The following is a 22640-nucleotide window of genomic DNA, read 5'->3' as shown; positions in this document are numbered from 1 at the left end:
ACACATGTCATGGCTCGTTCATCCGTGCCAAGTAATGCGTGTTTACTTGATATCACCACTGGCACACCAACGCACAAACTTAACAACAGAATTCATCAATGCAACATCACATCAGTGATCCATAATCCTTTGATTGGGCGGTATTCTCTTCGCTGTGCGGTAAATGAGTAAGCTCAGTCACGAATAAATACGGGCCAGCGCACAAAAACACATATGCAATCAAAACAACAGCTTGGATAGACAAAACCCATTTAGTGATACAACTAAAGGCGACTAACCTAGGTGCCAAGTCACGCCAATTCTCAACTTTTGCTAGATTCCCTGCTTCAAACCCGTAAGATGCAAAGCCAATTTAGGGTAATTCTGACTAGAGATAAGTTTGTGACACGAGATCAATTTGAACTTCTGGCGCCGGGTGGTGATTTAGATTCGATTAAAGCAGCAATTGCTGCAGGGGCTGACGCGGTTTATTGTGGACTCGATCGTTTCAACGCTCGCAACAGAGCAACTAACCTGACTTTAGATAATTTGCGTGGTGTGCTTGAATTAGCGCATCAGCATAATTGCAAAATCTTCCTTACGCTGAATGTCATGCTACTTGAAAGTGAGATCCCAGCGGTCGTACGCTTACTAAATGAACTGAACACCACGCAAATCGATGGTGTGATCATTCAAGATCTCGGCTTGGGTGCAATTATAAAGCGTCACTTTCCCGATCTGGATGTGCACGCGTCAACTCAGTTAAACACCCATAACGAAGGACAAATTTTGTTCCTTAATCAATTGGGTGTTAGCCGAGTAAACTTATCTCGTGAGTTGAACATTAATGAGATCAAACACCTCGCCCAATTTGGTCATCAACACAATGTTTTGATGGAAGTGTTCGTCCACGGTTCATACTGCATCGGCTTTTCTGGTCTGTGTTACATGAGCTCAGCCAAAAATGGTGCTTCGGGTAACCGTGGCCGTTGCAGCCAACCTTGTCGTGATCAGTACCAAACCACGCCAACTGGCAGTGATTACCCACTGAACATGAAAGACAACTCTGCCTTTAATGATCTCGAAGCGCTGGCGGATGCAGGCGTCTACTCATTAAAAGTGGAAGGTCGAATTAAGAAGTTTCACTACGTTTATACTGTGGTGGATAACTGGCGTCAGCAGATCGATAAGTACTGTGATGGCAAAGTACTTTCAACCGATACACGTGAACTTTATACCGTATTTAACCGCGACTTTACCAATGGCTTTTTGCAAGGTGAGATTGGTAAAGATATGTTTATCAATAACCCAAGAGATCACGCGGTAACACACTTCTCTAAAGTTTATCAATGCAGTTCAGTGGATGATGTTAAAGCCGTAAAACAAAAACTGTACGACGACAAATCTGTCATCATTAATCGCGTTGAAGAAGCCATTAGTGACTTTGACGTTTCTACGCCTTCGAATGCGCCTTTGGTGAAAAGTACCATCAAGGTGCCAGCCATCGTGGCAACCACAGCGAGTGACGCTGAGCCCTCAGTAACGAAGCTCTCCGTATTAGTCTCAAATCAACAAGATGCAGCCTCGATTGTTCGCCCTGACGTCGATGTCTATTTTGAGCTGCCAATGGGACTGGCCAGTGAATGTGATGCTCTGATTACACTATTTAAAGCCAATACCCACTTAATTCCATGGTTCCAAGCGGTTCTGATCGGCGATGACTACCAAGCCGCGCAGCGCTTCTTAGCGGAAGTGCGCCCGACTCTGCTTGTCACCAACAACTCAGGGGTTGGTTACTTGGCACAAACGATGGGGATTGATTGGATTGCTGGGCCGCAAATGAACAGTGCGAACTCGTACACATTGCAATGCTTACAAGATCAGTATCAAGCCTGCGGCGCGTTTATTTCCGATGAGTTAAACTTCCTACAAATCCGTAAGTTGGTGCGACCAGAAGGCTTTAGAACCTTCTATAACGTTTACCACCCAAATACGCTACTCACTAGCCGTCAATGCCTGTTCCAGCAAACGGAAGGCTGTAAGAAGATTAAGGTAAACAAAGGCTGTTTGAAGCGCTGTAGCAAACGCACTTCGGTGATCAATCTCAATGGTACTTCATACGTAATCCAAAAGCTCAAAGGCAGCCACAACAGTGTGTACGGCGAGCATAACGTACTGAACTTAGAGATCATCAAGCGCTTGTCGACGCTTCTCACTGACGTGCTCGTAGATTTGCGTGATATTCAAACTGAAACACGTCACAACGTCACTAATGTCGAGCTCGTCGAGTTATTTGTCAATGCGCTAAATACCGCTGAAGACGAGCAGCCCCATGCCTTTGAGCTTATTCGACAAGCAACGGGAATCACCACCAACAAGCAATACGTCAAAGGACTGTAATCTCCATTACCGCTCTTAGATCAAAAAAAGCTCGTGTTTTTCACGAGCTTTTTTATTCACTTTCACAATGACAAATAGCCTCTATCCCGTTGGCATTGATTGCGAGATGTTTACAACTCACTCTCTCGATTGAGTGCCTTACTAATCATAATTGCGGCAAATACCGGAATGAACCAACTGCCGTGCGCATCAAATAGAGGTAGATATTGACTCAATATTTCCGTCAACGATTCCGGTAACAACTCAAGAATATGCAGAGCGTCTAAACTGCCCAATACCAAGCTAATCAACACGATGATGACATAGGACGCACTGAAACGTTTTGTCGTCGGCAATATCATTGCGGTCAACACCAAGGTAATCGCCACTGGGCACAAAATTAAGATCGCTGGCAAGCTTACTTTGAGGATTTGATCCAAACCAAAGTTAGCAATAACACCCGTCAACACGACAACGATCGTCGCGGTAAGATTAAACGGTGAGCGGAAAGTTTGCTGATAATATTCTGCACATGCATCGGTCAGACCAACCGTGGTGGTTAAACACGCCATGATGATGATCCCTGCCAACAAATATTGCCCAAATGGCCCAAATACCGTAGCAACATAACGCGTTAACAGTTCACCACCATTGGTCGCACCATCGGCAATCGACGCAGATGTTGCACCTACATAGGCCATGGCAAGGTAACAAGCCGACATTAACAACGCATAAACCAAGGTCACTTTCAGCGTCGCGGTAAAGATATCTTTGTTCGACTCACATCCTCTATCTCGGATCGCTTTGATAATGATCCAACCAAAACCAACGGCCGCAATCGCATCCATCGTCATGTAACCTTGAATCAATCCACTGGTTACCGCTCTTTGCTGGTAATCCAACGTTGGCACACTGAGTGGGCCTAATGGTTGAATGAACGCAGCAATTGCCAATAGGGCTAACATGATCACCAAAATTGGCGTCATGATTTTGCCGATGTAATCGACCAACTTGCCGCGTTGAAAAGCAAGCAACAAGGTTACTGTCACAAAGATTATTGAAAAAATGAGTAAATGGTCGCCTTCAACAAAAGGTTTAATCCCCATTTCATACGCAACGGTCACTGCGCGCGGCATGGCAAATGCTGGCCCAACCGCAGTAAACAATAACACCCAAAATGCGATTGCCAGTGGTTGAGGTAACGCTTTGGTTAATTGCGCACTGTCACTCAAACGGCCGAACACCACCAAAGTTAACGCCGGTAGGCCCACTGCTGTAACCAAAAAACCCAGCATGGCAGGAAGGTACATGGTCCCCGCTTCCAAACCCAAGAAAGGAGGAAAGATGATGTTGCCTGCGCCAAGAAACATGGCAAAGGTCATTAAACCTATCGCTATTGTGTGTTGATTTTTCACTGTACCGTCCTTATGCGATTAGATTTAGCCTAACTCGCTTTTTTATTATGGACCGTCAGATTTGCTGGGGAGAAAAAAAGAAGAATTGATGTATGCGATTCCTCCGTCAGCTTGGCTGACGGAAGATGCCGCCAGCCTAGTTAATAATGACTAGGACGACGACTGAAATTGTTGATGTTGCAAGCGTTGTGGTTGATTTTGCTAAACACGACAAAGCACCAAACAGCATTTGGCTATAAGCAGCAAATTGTTGGGCTAAAGTAGAAAACATCTTTGGCTCCTAATGAGCGGTTATTAATCAGTGGATTGTCGTAGCAACGAAATCAATATATAAGCAATAATTTACAAAGTAAATACATTACAGTTAAAAATATCAATACGAAGTTTACGAGCAGCCAAATACACTAAACAACTCCTTACATAGCCGCTCTTCATATAACAGCTTTTCACACAACAGCATGGCGAAGCTCTCTTGCCTCACCAAACTATGTGCACGCCAATGGGCTTAGGCTAGGTAGAGGCTCATTACACCCTGATAATGTGCTGATAACACTGTTGAAGCTGTTGCTTATACTGCTCAACCTCTTCTGTTTTGTGCGCCTCATACGCTTGCATCATTTTCAGTTCTAATACTCTTATCTCTTCACACACCTGTGTTAGTTCATGGCATTGCGCTAGAGTCGTTAAATGTTGCGTTAACGGGTTTGGCCCAACAGGCTCATCTGCATCAACAATCGTACGACTTGGGTTGCGTGGTTCTATACCATGCTCAAGATTGTATTCTTGCTGAATAAGGCGCCTTTGCTCTGTTTCATCAATCGCGACTCGCATTGCTGGCGTCACCTTATCAGCATATAAGATGGCCAACCCTTTGGTGTTACGTGCGGCTCGGCCAATGGTTTGCAACAACGCACTTTCACTACGTAGAAATCCAGCTTTATCAGCATCCAAAATCGCTACCAGCGTCACTTCTGGAATATCGAGCCCCTCACGTATTAGGTTTACACCGATCAGGACATCAAATTCACCTTTACGAAATGCCTTGATCAAAGCAACCCGATCCGCAGTTGTGATGTCAGAGTGAAGAAATCGAGCTGAAACCCCTTTATCATTGAGCTGATTTGATAGCGATTCCGCGCGCGCTTTCGTGAGTGTGGTCACCAACACCCGCTCATCATTTTCGATCCGAATCGCCACTTCATGACACAGGTTTTTCTCTTGATCGGATTTCGAGCGAACCTCAATCAATGGATCCAACAAACCGGTTGGACGAATCACTTGCGGCACGACTTGATTATGAGTACAGGACAACTCATAAGGCCCCGGGGTCGCTGAGACAAACACCGTTTGTGGTTTGACCTTAACAAACTCTTCAAATGTTAGTGGTCGATTATCATGACATGAAGGTAAACGAAACCCATAATCCACTAAGGTTTGCTTTCGAGCGCCATCACTACGAGCCATGGTGGATATTTGCGGGATCATCACATGAGATTCATCGATGAGTAATAAGCCATCTTTAGGCAAATAATCCAATAAGGTTGTCGGCAGAGCCCCCTCTTCACGTGGATTGAAATAACGAGCGTAGTTTTCCATCCCCGAGCAATAACCTTGGGTCACTAATTGCTCTATATCCCGTGTAATACGCTCCTCTAACCGACCGGCCTCTTGCCATTGCTGATTTTGGTTTAACGTTTCTAAACGCAGTTCCAACTCTTGTTTTATTTGAGGTATCGCCCTTTCAACTTGCTGCTTTGAAACGGCATAGAGCGTTTTGGGACTGACCGTATAAGAATCTAATGCCCCTAGCCTTGCTCGTGTTTTAGGGTTAATTCGCTCAATCGATTCAAGCCAACCATCAGCAAGTGTCAGACGAATCGCATCATGAGATGAATCTGCCGGAAAAATATCTAAACCGTCGCTGTTGAGTGCATAGCTGCCATTTTTCACCACATCTTTACACGCTTGGTACTGGTTCTGTTCAAGTCGCGCGATTAGATCTGGCAATGCCACGGCTTGACCAACATCTAAATGAATTTGCAGAGCCCTATATTGTTCAGGAGAGCCTAAGCCATAGATAGAAGAGACAGAGGCAATAATAATCGAATCTCGGCGCTCGATAAGCGCTTTGGTACTGGCAAGTCTTAACCGCTCAAGCCTCTCATTTACCGCCGTGTCTTTGCGGATAAAGCGGTCACTTTGCGGGATATACACTTCTGGTTGGTAGTAATCATAGTAAGAGACGAAAAAATGCACCGCATTATCGGGAAAGAAAGAGAGCATTTCCTCGTATAACTGTGCGGCGAGCACTTTATTATGCGAGAGGATCAATGTCGGTTTTTTGGTTCTCGCAATTAAATTTGCCATGGTAAAAGTTTTACCAGACCCTGTGATACCTTTCAGAATCTGATGTTTTTTCCCTTGCTCTAAACCCGACATTAGACTTGCAATCGCGGTCGGCTGATCACCCGTTGGGTAATATTGACTATGGAGTGAAAACGCATGTTTGTTCATGGCACTATCTTCTTATTGATTAGAGAGTTGTTGATGTTACTTACGTAAACGGAAGCAACCTATCGACAGAAAACTACCGAATTTTCAGATTAAAAGTCATCAGTGAATCCTCGACGATTCAAATTGATTGCAAGAAGTATAGACCACCGATTGATACGTCAAGGCTATAAGAGAAGGAATAATCAAATCGAAACATAGAGATAGGATGAATGAAACAGCGTAACGAGTCACAATTATTGGAGCAAATTTTAATACTACCAAGTAAACAATGAGACTATATGCATCACGTTTTTTGGTTAAAAATTAGATCGGGGAATCATCTCGGCGTTAACAAGGATTTTAAAGTTTCATGCAAGAATTATTAATTGTCGTCCAAATTGGTATTTTTATTTATGCCATCGTTGCTTACTTTTCAAACCAAAATAATAAAGCTCTTTTAAAAGAGCAAAAAGCTAAGTTACTGAGTACTCAGCGCGATAGCGAACTCTCCGATGAAGAGCGGGCCGCCATATTTGAACTTTTGGAGTTAGAAGCAACCTCCTCAGAGGTGTATTACATCACTGAGAAATTTGAGGTTCATTCTATTGCCGCGGAAGATAACAACGGTGAAGAAGCCTATTTCTTAGCTCTAGCTGACTATCTTGTCATCATGCCAGAGAAAGCGTTCAACTATCTCGACCTTGAAACCACATTCGCTGAAGTCGTTTTGGCCGACAATGTCATGATCGTCATAAGCCTCAATGATTATTCTATTGTCGATGATGTTAATAACACTCTCGCAGAAGCACCAATTCAAGAATCAAGTGAAGAGCTATCACCAAGCGACCAAACAGCAGTACATGATGCTAACGATCAAACCTCGTCGCCAATAAGCAACACTGAATCAGTGACGGCCAAACAAACCGTCACGTCAGCGCTAAATGAGAGAGTGAGTAATACGATAAAGCCGGAAACTCAATCGCAAGGCGATAGAGCGCCGAGAGCGTCCCACCGCGATGTAGACCCTATATCTCACACGGTATTAAAATCCGAGCGCCCGGCAACGCTGATAGAATCACGCTACCTCTCTGCCCCTTTTTACAACTTCCTCGTACCCATTCTATTGGTGATTGCGACGGCTATTTTCTCGCATATCAACAAACTCGATTTCACTATTGAGCCCGTTTGGCTAAGCGCTGCCATTCTGGTGGTTATTAGCCTAGTGACATTACTGCTGCTTAAACGACAAGGCCCTACGGCAGATCCGGCAAGCATGGTGGTCAATCGATACTTTGGTAAAGTTGAAGCGATTGACACAACCGGCAACAAAACTTGGATCGTATTTATCGCGCCTAACGGTGAAGCGACGAAAGCGTGGATACCAAGCCAATGGCAAAATAACATCACTCTAAATCGAGATGTACAATTTGAAATTGAACAGAGTCAATCGGCGGTGGTGCGCATTGGCTTAAATGAACTTTCAGATCAAGATGCAATCAAGAAAAAACCACAATATCTTGCCGCAGCAATGGGGCTATTGCTTGGCTGCTTTTTCATCGCCGCCAACACCAAATTTGAATGGCGAGATGCCAGTTTGGCGATGTTAGATAACAGCACGTCTTACAAGATCAATGGACCTTATGATTGGCCAACTAGCGAGCTTAAAGTCGGCGACCGCTTATCGATTGCTCAACCACGCTTGTGTTTAGATAGCCACGACAAGAATAACGCTGCCGCTTATTGTAAACAGTTCGAATACGCGCTAACGAATGAAGATCTGCAAGTGACTCCGGATGCGGCACCAATCGAAGCGTACCAGCGTTTTATTACCACTCAACCTGACTTTACACCTGATGTATCGGAAGAACTCTACAGCTACATGGTTAAAGTTGCCAAGATGCAAAAACAGTTCTCTCCTGATGGCTTTAAGCTACGTATCCGCCATCGCAGTGAAATGATGATGTTTACCGTTGAAAGCCTACAAGCAATCGCGACTCATTTTGCGCCCTATTGCCCAATTGAAACATCAACACCTGATGAATCAATTGATAAGAGCAGCGCTAACGATAACTCAATTCATAATGAGCGCCTCAACACCGCCTGTTCAGATTTCAAGCAAGAATTTGCTCTGCTATGGAACGAAGCTACCAGCAGCAGTTGTGACACCATACAGTGCTGGAATGAAGCACTCCAAGGGATTGTTGTTGACCACGATGCTGCATTAAGAAATACCGATGATATCGGCGGTTATCGTGCAGACCTACGTCACTTAAAAGATGAAGTATGGCAGGCAACGAAAGCTACATTGAAGACAACAAAGCCGCAACAAGCCTCTATTACACTTGATTGGTCTGGTGAAAGAAGCGCGGACCTGTACGAGATTGCGACCCTCAGAGCATCTTTAGACCAAGGCAATAGCGACAAACGAATCGAACGCCTGAATAAATTACTACCATTGCAAACCGCAGCGGCACAACAAGTGGTTGACGTCACCATCTTAAATCTCAGCAATGAGGATAATAAGGTCGCGCTCACGGTGACGCAAAAGCTTACGACCAAACAAGCGTTAAGTACCATTATTAACCTTGGCATCATGGCATTTTTTGGCTTACTGATTGTGTTGCTGATCATCGCCTACATGTTCAGTGGTAAACCACGTAAAGAAAAACAGGTTAAATCAGAAGATGCATGGATTAGTTAGTCCTATTCTTCCTTTCAGCTACCCCACGCTTTAATTGAGTGTAAATAAAAAGCCCTTTCCTAACCGAAAGGGCTTCTTCATTTTCATCGATTGAATTAGTTTGAGTCTAACTCAGTGTTAGCTTTTATAATCCAGAGCTAATAGCAATGCCGTAAAGTTAGGTAAAATTGGATAAATGCCCACACCATCATAAGTCACGTAAACAATACTAGGTTCACCGCCCTGATTAAAATCAAGACACAGCACGTCACCATTATTGTTCGCAAAAGGCACCAACTTCCGCCAATCTCGTCCTTGCAACGCATCTTGATGCTCTCCGTGACCGAAACACATTTCTAATACTGAAACGGCGGTTTCGTAACCATCCCCACCCGACAGCAGAAAGCCCTCAAATAGAGGAAATGGATAAGAACATGTTTGCCGACCATCGCTAAACGTCATCGGTAGGTTAAGCGCCAAAACCCGCTTAACCGGATCATCATGTCGATAAGCACATGGAAAACAAAAATCACACCCTACGTCAAAGCCGCCACACTGTTGGATAAACTCAACAAACAATGCAGGCAATTCTTGCCCTAGAGTTAACGTCAACTCACCGATAAACGTCAGATCGAGCTCTTCTTGGCAAGGAATAAAACACATCTCAGCCAACTTAGGGTTTTGTGTAACAAGGTTTGCCGCCTCACCATGAAAAATGACTTTATTTTCTCTGTTTTCAACCAACATCTATCGATTCTCGCTTAACATTTCTTTTTTTGAGTCTGGTTATTTGCCCAGTTTTATTCTGCATGATTTTTGACATATCGCTTTTCGCCTAACAGCCAAAACAACCCGCATGCTGTACCGAGCAATGTACACCGATTGATTTATGTATCAAAGCAAAGCATGTTGTAGAGTGAATAAAGATTGATGGCTATCGTGTTATGTCTCTTTTCAGTAAAAGAGACAAGATCTCAAACTCTATCACTTTCGTTACTTCGCTTATGCTGTTATTTCTTCTGTTCTTTCTCGGTTTTAGCGCATTAAGCTCGAAGTCGCCTCGGTAGGCAGGTAAACTTCACATTATTAAGATTTCTCGATTGGCAGAGCTGGCATGAACAAAGATATGACCTATTTAAAAACACTCAAAGATGTGTTTGCTTTTGAAAGCTTACGTGGCGGCCAACAACAGGTGGTGGAAAAGGTTTTACTTGGCCGTTCAACCGCCGCTATTTTTCCCACAGGTTCCGGCAAATCACTGTGCTATCAACTCCCCGCACTGCATCTGCCGCATTTAACCCTAGTTATATCACCGCTATTAGCTTTGATGAAAGACCAGCTTGATTTTCTAAACAGCAAAGGCATTGCTGCGGCATCGATTGACTCTTCATTGACCTATGACGAATCGCGCGAAGTGATGCGAGCGGTGAAAGCGGGAGAAACCAAGATCCTGATGATTTCAGTTGAGCGCTTGAAAAACGAACGCTTTCGTCAGTTTATTTCTTCTGTGCCTATTTCACTCCTCGTGGTAGATGAAGCCCACTGTATTTCTGAATGGGGGCACAATTTTAGACCCGACTATTTAAAACTTCCGGTCTATTGCGCACAACTTAATATCCCACAAGTTTTACTTCTTACGGCTACGGCTACCCCTCAAGTCATTGAGGATATGGGCGCAAAATTTGCCATCAAGCCCGACGATATCGTGGTAACCGGATTTTACCGAGAGAATCTCGATCTGAATGTACTGCCATGCCCGGAAGTTGAAAAGCCAAACAAGTTACTCGAATTGATCAATAGTGAATCGCCGCGCCCAACGATCGTATATGTCACCTTGCAAAACACAGCAGAAAGCGTTGCTCATTACCTCAGTGAACAAGGGGCAGCGGCCACCGCCTACCATGCGGGTATGCACAGTGACGTGCGGCAAAAAATCCAAAACGATTTTATGCAGGGTAAGATCAACGTTATCGTGGCTACCATCGCCTTTGGGATGGGTATCGACAAATCCGATATTCGCGCTGTGATTCATTACGATTTACCCAAGTCGGTTGAGAACTACAGCCAAGAAATTGGCCGAGCGGGTCGCGATGGAAACACGTCGATCTGCTCCGTACTCGCCAACCGTGAGTCGTTAAGCGTTCTAGAAAACTTTGTCTACGGTGATACACCCGATTTAGCCGCTATACATGCCGTCATTGACGAGATAGGTCAAACAGAATCCGGACAGTCATGGGAAGTGATGCTTAATAATCTATCTCGTGACTGCAATATCCGCCAGTTGCCACTCAAAACCTTGTTGGTCTATCTAGAGCTCGAAAAGGTGATTGAACCGCAATACAGCTACTTTGCTGATTACCGATTTAAGACATTGGTGCCTGTGGAACAGATCATCACCCAATTTGACGGTGAGCGCAGAACCTTTATTGAGGCGCTGTTTAGCGCATCGGCAAAATCACGCATCTGGCATACCGTCGACTTCGATGCGTTATGGCACACCTATCATGCCGAGCGTCAACGCGCAGTCGCTGCATTGGATTATCTAGCCGATAAAGGCTGGATAACACTCGAAAGCAAACAGATGACTGATGTATTTCGTCTGTGTAACCCTGCGGCCTGCAAAGGAAGTAATGCCACTGAGTTAAGTCGCGCGATTCACCACTTGTTTATCACCAAACAAGAAACGGAAATTAACCGTGTCCACGCGATGTTAACTCTGTTTGAAAGCCAAACTTGTCTAAGCCATCGATTGGCCAACTATTTTGCCGATGAGCACGCACCCGCGCAGTGTGGTCATTGTTCAGTGTGTCGTGGGCATGCCGCTGTACTACCCAATGCCAACTCGTTGCCAGAAATAGAACTCTCTCAATTGCAACATTGGTGTCAGCCATTGCTCAATGCCGGTAAATCAAACCATACCGAGATCACCATTGAGGCGCTTGCTCGCTACCTCTGCGGTATCTCTACACCGCTGACGACAAAGCTAAAAGCAACCAAGATGGCAGGGTTTGGCAAGTTGGCTCCCTACCCGTTTGCTGATGTAAAGGCTGGTTGTGAGAAAGTATTTAACTAACGTGTAATCAAAAAGCCCTCAATCAACCATGATATGAGGGCTTTGTTTGCTCTATTAGACGTCAGCTTATGTTAGGTTTCTGCTTACGTTACGTTATAGATCAAAACGATCCGCATTCATCACTTTGACCCAAGCGGCGACAAAATCGGCCACAAACTTGTCTTGATTATCATCTTGAGCATACAACTCGGCATAGGCGCGCAGTACGGAATTAGAACCAAACACCAAATCGACTCGCGAGGCGATCCACTTTGTTTCACCAGAGTTGCGTTGACGGATTTCATACAAGCCATTCTCGGCTGGATGCCAAGTGAAATTCATGTCAGTAAGGTTGACAAAAAAATCGTTGGTTAACGCGCCAACCCGATCGGTTAATACACCGGTTTGACTGCCACCATGATTCGTCCCTAATACTCGCATCCCACCGACCAGAAGCGTCATCTCTGCGGCAGTCAATTGCATCAATTGGCTGCGTTCTAACAGTAGTTCTTCTGCGCTAACGATATAATCATCTTTAAGCCAATTACGAAAACCATCATGGATCGGCTCTAAAACATCAAAAGATTCAATATCCGTCATCACTTGCAACGCGTCACCGCGACCTTGTGCAAATGGTACTTCAATCTTGATCCCAGCATTAGCGGCGGCTTTTTCAATACCGACACCACCGCCAAGCACGATCAGATCAGCCATACTAATTGGCGAGTCTAACTCGGCACGTATTGTTTCAAGCTGTTTAAGTACGCGCACTAGTCGTTCAGGCTCATTACCTTGCCAGTCCTTTTGTGGTGATAAACGAATGCGTCCGCCATTTGCTCCCCCTCTTCGATCTGAGCCACGATAGGTGCGCGCACTGTCCCACGCGGTTGTGACCAGATCACTGATTGTCATGTCGCTATTGAGAATGGCCTGTTTAAGGCTTTCAATATTATCCTCGCTGAGATGATAGCTAACGCTCGGCACCGGATCTTGCCAAATCAAATCATCACTCGGCACATCAGGGCCAAGATAGCGCGACTTCGGCCCAAGATCTCGGTGAGTAAGCTTAAACCATGCTCTAGCGAAGGTTGCGGCAAATTCATCCGGGTTATCGCGAAAGCGTTCCGCTATTTTGCGATATTCAGGATCAAATTTGAGTGCCATATCCGCATCGGTCATCATTGGATTACACTTGATGGTTGGATCTTCCACATCGACGGGCATATCTTGTTCGCTGATATTGATAGGCTCCCATTGCGCAGCGCCTGCTGGGCTTTTAGTCACCCACCAATCGTAAGTGAATAACAGATGGAAATAGCCATTGTCCCATTTAGTTGGATGGGTCGTCCATGCGCCTTCAACGCCACTGGTCACCGTATCTCGACCAATACCTCGGCCTGTTTTGTTCAGCCAGCCAAGACCTTGATCTTCTATTTCAGCCCCTTCAGGCTCTGGGCCAAGCTGTGACGCATCCCCGTTACCATGAGCTTTACCTACCGTATGACCACCAGCGGTTAAGGCAACCGTTTCTTCATCATTCATCGCCATACGAGCAAAAGTAACGCGCATATCGTGGGCGGTTTTAATCGGATCGGGCTTACCATCAACGCCCTCAGGGTTAACGTAAATGAGCCCCATCATTACCGCCGCTAGTGGATTAGCGAGATCTCGTTCTCCTGAATAGCGACTATTTTCACCACCACTGGGTTCGAGCCATTCTTTTTCTGCCCCCCAATAAATATCTTTCTCTGGATGCCATATATCTTCGCGTCCTCCGGCAAAGCCATAGGTCTTTAATCCCATCGATTCATAGGCCATCGTCCCTGCCAGTACAATAAGATCCGCCCATGATATTTTGTTGCCGTATTTCTTTTTCAGTGGCCACAATAAGCGACGCGCCTTATCAAGATTTCCATTATCAGGCCAGCTATTTAGTGGCGCAAATCTTTGGTTAGCGCGACTGGCACCACCTCGCCCATCCGCAATTCGGTATGTCCCAGCAGAGTGCCATGCCATGCGGATCATCAAACCGCCGTAGTGCCCCCAGTCCGCTGGCCACCAGGCTTGGCTATCGGTCATAAAGTCGAGCAGATCTTTCTTCAACTCGTCAAGATCAAGCGAATTGAACGCGTCAGCGTAACTAAAACCATCATTCATTGGATCGGTCTTGTTGTCATGCTGGTGGAGGATATCGAGGTTCAATGCTTTAGGCCACCAATCGAGTTCGGCCATTTTCTGATTAGTCGCCGCCCCATGCATGACAGGACACTGACCTTGTTTTGGTTTATCGCTCATGTTTGCTTCCTTTACTGAGGTTATTTTACCCAAGTTTAGTCGCAGTAAACGATTTAGCTTTTCAACAAGCGTTATTCAGAAAAAAAGGTGAGAGATGAGAATGCCGCACCTGAAGGTAAATGCTTAATTTTGTTTAATAAACTGAAATGAAGTCATGTTTTATCTAATAAGAAATTTGTTCGATATAAAAGAAAAGCCCTTTCCTAACGGAAAGGGCTTAGACATATTTCCCAAAAATATGAGTAGATTTTTATAGCAATTCTACTGACTGCTGAGCGATAACGAACTCTTCGTTAGTTGGAATAACCACTGCCACTGCACCCAAAAGTTCAGATTTAGCGATTACGCCAGCATTGCCGAAGCGTGCGTCTTCGTTGCCCTTTTCATCTTCCACAAAACCTAGAAGTTTTAGGTTATTCAGAATTTCACGACGAATTGGTAGAGAGTTCTCACCGATACCACCAGTGAAGATCACTGCGTCTAGGTGGCTAAGTGGGATTAGGTAAGAACCGATGTATTTTGCTACGCGGTAGGTGAACACTTCAAACGCCAGTCTTGCGCCTTGGTGGCCATTTTCCATCGCTTCAAGGATGCCACGAGCATCTGAAGTTAGGCCCGATACACCTAAGAAACCAGATTTTTTATTCAGTGCGTCAAATACTTTCTCTTGGCTCCAACCTTTCTTCAGTAGGAACTCAATGATACCTGGGTCAAGGTCACCACAACGTGTACCCATCATTAGGCCTGAAAGTGGCGTGAAGCCCATTGAAGTATCAACAGATTGACCGTTCTCAATCGCACATACCGATGCGCCGTTACCTAGGTGCACAGAAATGAAACTGCACTCTTCTACTGACTTGTTCAGCATTTTCGCAGCTTCGTTAGCAACGAAGTAGTGGCTAGTGCCGTGGAAACCGTAACGACGAATACCGTAGTCGGTGTAAAGATCACTAGAAATTGCACCTGTGTATGCGCGTTTTGGCATTGATTGGTGGAATGCGGTATCGAACACAGCGAACTGAGGCAAGCTTGGGAATGCCGTCATCGCAGCTTGAATACCTTTAGCGCCTGCAGGGTTATGCAATGGAGCAAGATCCGCGATGCTTTCGATTTCAGCCAATACATTCTCGTCGATACGTACCGTCGACGTGAATTTTTCGCCGCCGTGTACGATACGGTGACCAATAGCAACGATTTCAGATGTGAAACCTAGCGTGTCGATAAGCTTAACGATGCGGTTAATCGCATGTTGGTGGTGGTCGTCAGGTGCAGAAATCGCTTCTTCTGTTTTCTCACCATTGTATTTCCAACCAATTACAGCTTCTGGCATACCGAAGCATTCACCTAATCCGCTAACAATCGCTTCGCCTGTTTGCGAATCGATTACAGCAAATTTTAGTGAAGAACTACCAGAGTTAATCACCAACACAAACGAGTTAGACATGGGGTACGTATCCTGTTTAAGACTGAATGTCGAAGCTTGCAGAGCTTCATTGTGTATTGATTTTAATTATTCAAATTTTTTAAGCGTTTATCAACTTTGTTTTAGTTTTTTTGGCAAAAGAAACGATTTTTTGTTGATCTAAAGCAATATTGGATTTTATTTGCGCTAAGAAATTAATTAATTTGAGGCATTTGACCGTTTAAATTCGTCCGTATTGCAAACGAATGCGTAAGGCATTAAACCCTAGCTTAACCCACGTCAAATCTACACTCCATGCTACTTTAGAGTAGAAATTATTTGCGCAACAGAATGTGTGTTCAAAACTCGCCCACTCAAACAAAGTTGAATGATGTGATTTTCTGCCGAATTTTATAAATAATTTTGAATATTGAGGTGTATTTTTTCTCAACTGTTCTTCATTGCTGTCACATTAACGAACAATATTGAACGATATTTCGCCGAAAATTTTGCTTTATCACCACCAATGCGCAGATTTTCGCCGTACAAAAACAACAAAAGCTGCCTTGTTAGGGCAGCTCTGAGTCATCTATTTTCACTTAATTAATCGTTAACCAAAGTTAAAACTGATACGCCGCAGACAGCTTGTAATTGCGGCCAGGCTCATAATCATTCACTTCAATTCCGCGTGAAATGCCCGATGTCGATGCATGGGAAACATAGGTTTCATCAAATAGGTTATCGACGCCAAAGGTAACCGAGAGGCGATCCGCGGAACTGGGTACCCATTGCACATACATATTGTGAACATCGTAACCAGGTTTATGCTCATTGCCTTCAAGTACATTGTTTTCGTCTTCCACTACAATCGACGTCCAGCCTATGATTAAACCCGGATCATCCCATTGATAGTCGAGCGTCAACGCTATCGTGTCGCCAATGTCTTTACTCCTCGCCCCAGAGCCACTTGATGCGTAAGGCCCACCATTGGTCAGATTTTCCGAATCCGTTTGTGAGTAACTGGCTTTCGCCGTAAACGCGTCGTAACCATAGACTGCTGACAATTCAAATCCCGTCAGTTCAATATCATAAGCATTTTTGATCAAGTAACCGCCCGTCGCGCCCACATACTCTTCGGTGATGTAATCATCGATTTCAGTTTTAAACACGGTTAGATTGGCACCAAAGTAATGTTGATTCACCCAGTGATTAAACTTGAATCCACCTTGGGTATTGCGCCCCGTTTCTGGCTTAATGTCCTCATCCAGCTCAGCGACTTGTTGGAAGGCAATAAAACTTTCCAGCAATTCTGGCGCTTTAAATAAGGTTCGAGTGCTGGCAAACAAGCTAAATGAATCCGTCAACGACCAATCAGCGGCGATCGCCCAAGTAAAATCATCAAAATCCTTATCGCCCGTTTCCGCGTTACGCTGATAATGGTCATAACGGACGCCTAACGTTAGCACAAAACGATCGGAAAAGGCGATTTGGTCTTCAAGAAACAGCGCCGTTGAAATGGCGTCTTCGTCCATATATTCAACACCACCGTAGGCACTCGAAGAGCGCTTATCCATGTAATCCAACCCATAGGTTACGGTATTACTGAGGGTGAACAGATCAAGCTCAGACTGCACCTTAGCGTTCAAGCCAACGTTCTGATTTTTGGCGGTGTTTTCCGATGCGCGACCAAGAAATGTCCAGCCCGTTGCCGTTTCATCACGAATAATTTCGGTGGTTGAACTGTAAAGTGTGGCTTGTGCATGGTGTTGATCGGTGTCAAATTCATAGCCTAATCGAATGGTGTCACGATCATACTCGGTGGGTAATAACAGGCCACCATCTCGTCCAGCAAGGTTAGCTGCACCACCTCGATCGGGTCTTGCACTGTAATCACCTTCATCGCGATACACATCGTAGGAAAACTCAATTCTATGCCCATCTGTAGGCTCAAATCCTAGCTTAGCTAATACGTTGTACACCTCACCTTCCGAACCAAAGGTGTCGTTACCATCGCCGTCTTTAAAGTTATTGCGATCAACTCCGTGGATATACAACATCGAATCCACGCCCTCTGATAGTTGACCGTACAAGGTGAGCGATCCTTGCTCACTATCATTACTGGCATAACCGCCATAGAGGCGAGCGCCAAACGTTTCATCGTCGCGCAGCAAATCTTTGGCATCTTTGGTTTCAAAGTAAACGGAGCCCCCCAGGCCACTCTGTACCACTGAGTTGTTGCCGACTTGGATGTCAACCGACTTGAGAATGTCAGGGTTTAGCGTCAAGTTACCAATATGGTGGAACATATTCGCGTGTTGCGACGCGCCATCTAAACGAATATCTAAATCCGTTTCACCTAAGCCGCGAATGGTAATACGCTGGTTAACCGAATGCGTTCCTCCCACATCCACACCTGGAATGTCTCGCAGTAAGTCAGACATATGATCCGCTTGTTTAAGGGACATATCCCCAGCCCCCAAGGACTCAGTATTGCTTGATACCTTGGTTCCCCAAACCACCACCTCATCAAAATAGCTGTTCTCTTCATTTGCACTGGCGCTGTTTATCGCGCAACTCACGGCCATCCCGACCAATGTTCTAATTAATACCGATCTTTTTACCCTTTCCATGTGGCCTCTATAAATACAAATGATAACAATTCGCAACTATGTTAGTCTTAATCCACACGACCTAACAGGGAAATGAGTTATGCAAAATTGCCTAACCGTTATGAGGGAATAGCAAATGGGTGCTGAAATACGAGTCGGTTCAAAATTAACCAAAATCGCGCTAACCAAAAAGGTCGAAGAGTCTGAAAAACAATTAATTATAGGCGTGGGGAAAAATACAAAACCGATTGTTGAGGGACTCTTTGTATCTCATCGATGTGATGATGCTTTTTTTATTCATGGTAGTCGCAGTCTCGAATTGCTCGATACCCATATCGTCTCTACCGCCCCAACATCGCTCATTGTGACCCTTTTATTGTCCGGTAAACTCAGTTTTGGCTACGACGATGTTCGCTTCAATCTCGATGGCAGCACACAGCCACAAGGAGCCTTAGTCAACCTAACCAAACCGGCCAGCTTTCACCGCACAATAAATAGAGGATGCCGAGTGGCTAAACTAAACCTTTCGATAAAACCCGAATGGATCATTTCGCGTAGCAGCGAAACCTGCCATATTCGCCAGTTTCTCGCCGGGCATAAAAATGCGCTGCAGTTTTGCTTGAGTGAGGAACTTGCCAGCCTAGTTGAGCAAGTCCTCAACCTGAATAATGCCACCCGTTTTGAACAACAAATCCAGATTGAGTCTCTCAGTTATCAAATCATTGCCCTGATCATTGGGCAGCTTGATAGATCGCTTATGCGTACTAATTCATCGCCACGAGTTAACCTTAACTCTCCGACGGTAGAAGACGTAATTCACTACATCAATACTCATCTTGAGCAACCACTGGTGATTGATGACATCGCCAACCATTTTTCAATGAGTGCTTCAACACTGCAACGTAAGTTCCGCCAGCAGCTTGGGGTGACCATCATCGGTTATATCAGAATGCGCCGACTTGAAATAGCCAAGCAGTACTTATCACGTGGTCTCGTTACCATTACTGAAGCGGCCTATGAGGCTGGCTATAATCACCCTTCTAATTTTACGATCGCGTTTAAAAAAGCCTTTGGTTACCCACCCGCCGAGATACCGCCTGATGAACTATCTTGCTAGGTGATTTGGTCATCCACAGGTAAACTAGATGTTGAGTGACATGATACGGTGATTAGATAGGTTTAAGCATGAATATTGGTGAAGTTGCCCAAATGACGGGCTTGTCGAGTAAATCCATTCGTCTCTATGAAGAGAAAGGTATCATTTCTGCTCCCCATCGTAGCGCCTCTGGTTATCGGGAATATTCATCTCAACATCTGCAGGAGCTTAATTTAGTCTCACGAGCCAAAAATGCCGGTTTTTCCTTAATTGAATGCAAAGAGTTCGTTCAGTTAGCGCATAATCCTGAACGTAAAAGCAGTGAAGTGAAAGCACGAGCACAAATCAAACTCGACGAAGTACAGCTAAAGATCAAACAACTGCAAGAAATCGAACGTCAATTGCAGCAATGGGTCTCTTCATGCCCGGGAAATGCTCATAGCCAATGCCCTATTATTGATGACCTCACCAAGTCGTAGGCTGACGACACTTCTACTGAAAATAAAAATGACAAAGCCTTTCGTAATGAAAGGCTTTGTTTTATTCGCTTATCGACCGCTATTCATACCAGCTGAACAACCAATCAGTAATAAGTACACATACGCTTACCATCCATCTCAATGATGTTAAATGGCGTTTCGTAGATACTCTCAAGCACATCGGCTTGAATCACCTCTTCCACCGTACCTTGCGCAACCACCTCACCTTTTTTCAGTGCGATGATTTTATCGGAATAACACGAGGCAAAGTTGATGTCGTGGATCACCACCACTACCGCTTTGTTCATCTCTTTTGCTAAGCGACCGATATTACGCATGATCTGTAACGAGTGTTTGATATCGAGGTTGTTAAGCGGCTCATCAAGAAACACGTAATCGGTATCTTGCGCGATCACCATCGCGATGAAAGCTAGCTGACGCTGACCACCACTAAGCTCATCCAGATATTTGTGTTGGATCTTGGTTAAGTCCAGATAGTCGATTGCTTGATCGATGATCACTTGGTCTTCTTTGGTCAGTTTACCTTGGCTGTAGGGAAAACGGCCAAATGCGATCATTTCACGTACCGTGAAACGCATCGTAATTGAGTTAGCTTGGCGCAATACCGCCAGGCGCTTTGCCAGCTCTTTCGTATCCCATTCACCAATCTCTTTACAGTCAATGTAAACTTCACCTTCGTCTTTGCTCACCAAGCGGCTTGCCATCGACAGTAAGGTACTTTTACCTGCACCATTTGGGCCGATGATTGAGGTGACTTTCCCTTTTTCAAATTCCGCACTGGCTTGTTTTACTACCGCCGATTGGCCGAAAAGTTTGGTAAGACTTTGTAATTTAATCATGGTGACCCTAAACGATTTTATTTCGTAGCAGCATAGACAAGAAATAGATGCCGCCAATAAAGTTGATGACAACACTCAACGTGGTTGAGAAGCCAAAGAGGTTTTCAACGATCCATTGCCCTGCCAACAAAGAAGCCACAGACAATAGCGAGACGCCTAATAGCAATACGCGATGCTGGTATGAGCGCAACATTTCACGAGCAAGGTTAGTCACTAATAGACCAAAGAACATGATTGGCCCGATAAGCGCCGTTGATATCGCGATTAAACACGCTGAAAGCATCAGAACTTGCATCGTTACGCGCTTAACATCGATACCCAAACTGGTGGCATTATCTTTATCTAACCAGAACACATCCAAAACACGATTTAGACGGAATAGTAATGCACTGATAACCATCAGTAGCGGTGTACATAAATAAACCAATTCGACTTTAATATTATTGAAGCTCGCAAACATGCTGTCTTGAAGCGCCGCAAAGTCATTCGGATCAAGCAGCATCGTCAAAAAGGATGAAATACTGCCAAACAACTGACCAAGGATCACACCGAGTAGCAATAACATCATCAAGTTTTGCTTGCTGCCTCTAAAGTAAAAGCTAAAGAGCAGTACTGAAAAACCGAGCATCACACTGACCGATAGCGCGAAGTTAAGGTAATCATTCAGAACATAACTACTTAACCCACCGAATAATACAACCACTACCGTTTGGGTAAACATATACAGCGCATCAAACCCCATAATACTAGGGGTCAATATGCGGTTATTGGTGATGGTTTGAAACGCCAATGCCGATTGGCCAATCGCAACGCCCGCTAAGATCATCGCCAGTACTTTAGGCACTCGGCGTGATAAGAAATATTGATAGTTATCGGCATTAAGGCCAAGGCCAATAAACAGACCAGCAAACACAAGGGCAATAATCGCCAGACCAAGCAGTTTTACTCTATCCTGCATTTTTTTGACCTCGCAGAATAAAGAACACAAACACACTGCCACCTAAGATACTGATGATCATAGAAATTGGGATTTCGTAAGGGAAGATAATCACACGTCCTGCCACGTCACAACACAACACAATGAGCGCGCCAAGTACCGCGGTAAGCGGAATATTGCGGCGTAGGTTATCACCATAGAATTGACTGACTAGGTTTGGCACAATCAAACCTAAAAATGGCAACTGACCGACGATCATCACCACACTGGCAGACATAATCGACACCAAGATAACGCCAATCACCAACACTTGTTGATAATTCAAACCGAGGTTGGTGGCAAAATCTTTACCCATCCCCACCGCAGAGATACGGGTTGCGTAGAGGTAGCTGAAGATGGCAATAGGAATCGCAATATAAAGTAGCTCGTAATCACCTTGCAGTAGGTTGGCAAAGTTGGCGACTGTCCAACCCGATAAGTTTTGCAGCGCGTCGTACTTATAGGCAACAAAAGTCGCCAACGAGTCGACCACATTACCAAAGATGATTCCGATAAGAGGAACGAAAATCGCGTTTTTGAATTGCACGCGGTTGATGAATTGGACAAACAGTAGAGTGCCTAAGATAGCAACTAAAAAGATAAGCCAAATCTGCTGTCCACCAAAGAACACCAGACTCAGAACGTAGCCTAACATGGCACATTCAATCGTACCCGACGTTGAAGGTGCGGCAAAGCGGTTTTGGCTGATCTGCTGCATGATCAAGCCAGCAATACTTAGCCCTGCTCCAGCAAGTAAAATTGCCACCAAACGAGGAATACGACTGGTAAACATCAAGTGCCAACTATTGGCATCACCGGCAAGCAGAGATGCTGGCGTCAAACTGCTCACACCAACAAAGAGTGAACCGACACTGAGTAGAATCAGTATTGGGAGTAACTTCTTCAAAACACGCCTCTAACGTCA

General features: G+C 44.9%; 15 protein-coding genes. 5 read left to right on the top strand and 10 right to left on the bottom strand.

Annotation, left to right across the window (positions count from 1 at the left end; translation table 11 throughout):
- The first annotated feature begins 381 nt into the window (after positions 1-381).
- Positions 382-2379 carry a peptidase U32 family protein gene (locus RH86_RS00470; protein ID WP_038219012.1) on the top strand — a complete coding sequence of 666 codons (1998 nt, stop codon included), beginning with the start codon at positions 382-384 and terminating at the stop codon, positions 2377-2379.
- Between the two features lie 110 nt (positions 2380-2489).
- Here RH86_RS00470 and brnQ read toward each other — a convergent pair whose 3' ends face one another.
- The 3 genes from brnQ to uvrB form a co-directional block, all read right to left on the bottom strand.
- Complete coding sequence (gene brnQ, locus RH86_RS00465; protein ID WP_038218987.1) at positions 2490-3773, bottom strand: branched-chain amino acid transport system II carrier protein; 1284 nt, start codon at positions 3771-3773, stop codon at positions 2490-2492.
- A gap of 136 nt (positions 3774-3909) precedes the next feature.
- Entirely contained in the window at positions 3910-4044 is a 135-nt protein-coding gene (locus tag RH86_RS20755; protein ID WP_005592909.1) for a hypothetical protein, read from the bottom strand.
- A gap of 254 nt (positions 4045-4298) precedes the next feature.
- Positions 4299-6287, bottom strand: coding sequence for an excinuclease ABC subunit UvrB (uvrB, locus tag RH86_RS00460; RefSeq protein WP_009384250.1), 1989 nt, complete (start codon positions 6285-6287; stop codon positions 4299-4301).
- A gap of 349 nt (positions 6288-6636) precedes the next feature.
- On the opposite strand from uvrB, the gene RH86_RS00455 reads away from it, so the two are divergent.
- Positions 6637-8967, top strand: coding sequence for a hypothetical protein (locus tag RH86_RS00455; RefSeq protein ID WP_009384248.1), 2331 nt, complete (start codon positions 6637-6639; stop codon positions 8965-8967).
- Between the two features lie 117 nt (positions 8968-9084).
- Here the strand turns inward: RH86_RS00455 and RH86_RS00450 are convergent, their stop codons facing one another.
- Positions 9085-9693, bottom strand: a complete 609-nt coding sequence (locus RH86_RS00450) for an SMI1/KNR4 family protein (protein ID WP_009384246.1) — start codon at positions 9691-9693, stop codon at positions 9085-9087.
- A 367-nt stretch (positions 9694-10060) separates the two neighbouring features.
- Between RH86_RS00450 and RH86_RS00445 the strand changes: the two genes are divergently transcribed.
- The gene (locus RH86_RS00445) at positions 10061-12019 is read left to right on the top strand and encodes an ATP-dependent DNA helicase RecQ (protein ID WP_009384244.1); all 1959 of its coding nucleotides are present in this window, start codon (positions 10061-10063) and stop codon (positions 12017-12019) included.
- A 93-nt stretch (positions 12020-12112) separates the two neighbouring features.
- On the opposite strand, the gene katG is transcribed toward RH86_RS00445, so the two are convergent.
- The 3 genes from katG to RH86_RS00430 all read right to left on the bottom strand — a co-directional run bounded on the left by katG (position 12113) and on the right by RH86_RS00430 (position 18325).
- Positions 12113-14293, bottom strand: a complete 2181-nt coding sequence (katG, locus tag RH86_RS00440) for a catalase/peroxidase HPI (protein ID WP_009384242.1) — start codon at positions 14291-14293, stop codon at positions 12113-12115.
- 250 nt (positions 14294-14543) lie between these two features.
- The gene (locus tag RH86_RS00435) at positions 14544-15737 is read right to left on the bottom strand and encodes an acetate/propionate family kinase (RefSeq protein WP_005592901.1); all 1194 of its coding nucleotides are present in this window, start codon (positions 15735-15737) and stop codon (positions 14544-14546) included.
- Positions 15738-16315: 578 nt separating this feature from the next.
- Positions 16316-18325, bottom strand: a complete 2010-nt coding sequence (locus RH86_RS00430) for a TonB-dependent siderophore receptor (protein WP_038218985.1) — start codon at positions 18323-18325, stop codon at positions 16316-16318.
- Positions 18326-18440: 115 nt separating this feature from the next.
- Here RH86_RS00430 and RH86_RS00425 point away from each other — a divergent pair, with 115 nt between their 5' ends.
- Positions 18441-19421 carry a helix-turn-helix transcriptional regulator gene (locus RH86_RS00425; RefSeq protein WP_009384238.1) on the top strand — a complete coding sequence of 327 codons (981 nt, stop codon included), beginning with the start codon at positions 18441-18443 and terminating at the stop codon, positions 19419-19421.
- Between the two features lie 68 nt (positions 19422-19489).
- Positions 19490-19879 (top strand): Cu(I)-responsive transcriptional regulator, encoded by a 390-nt coding sequence (gene cueR / locus RH86_RS00420; protein ID WP_009384236.1) that lies wholly within the window; start codon positions 19490-19492, stop codon positions 19877-19879.
- A 104-nt stretch (positions 19880-19983) separates the two neighbouring features.
- Here cueR and vctC read toward each other — a convergent pair whose 3' ends face one another.
- From vctC to vctD, 3 genes are read right to left on the bottom strand one after another with little or no spacing between them, the layout of a single operon-like run.
- Positions 19984-20739: an iron chelate ABC transporter ATP-binding protein VctC gene (gene vctC, locus RH86_RS00415; protein ID WP_009384234.1), complete on the bottom strand. Its 756-nt coding sequence runs from the start codon at positions 20737-20739 to the stop codon at positions 19984-19986.
- Between the two features lie 7 nt (positions 20740-20746).
- Entirely contained in the window at positions 20747-21697 is a 951-nt protein-coding gene (vctG, locus tag RH86_RS00410) for an iron chelate uptake ABC transporter permease subunit VctG (RefSeq protein ID WP_009384232.1), read from the bottom strand.
- A complete protein-coding gene (vctD, locus tag RH86_RS00405) occupies positions 21687-22622 on the bottom strand; it encodes an iron chelate uptake ABC transporter permease subunit VctD (RefSeq protein ID WP_009384230.1) in 936 nt (311 codons plus the stop codon). Before vctD ends, vctG begins: the two co-directional genes overlap by 11 nt.
- Positions 22623-22640 lie beyond the last annotated feature (18 nt).

This window comes from Vibrio sp. N418 (assembly GCF_000222565.1).
Lineage (GTDB): Bacteria > Pseudomonadota > Gammaproteobacteria > Enterobacterales > Vibrionaceae > Vibrio > Vibrio scophthalmi.
Note: the sequence above shows the minus strand (reverse complement) of the source record. Positions and strands in the feature narration are given on the sequence as shown.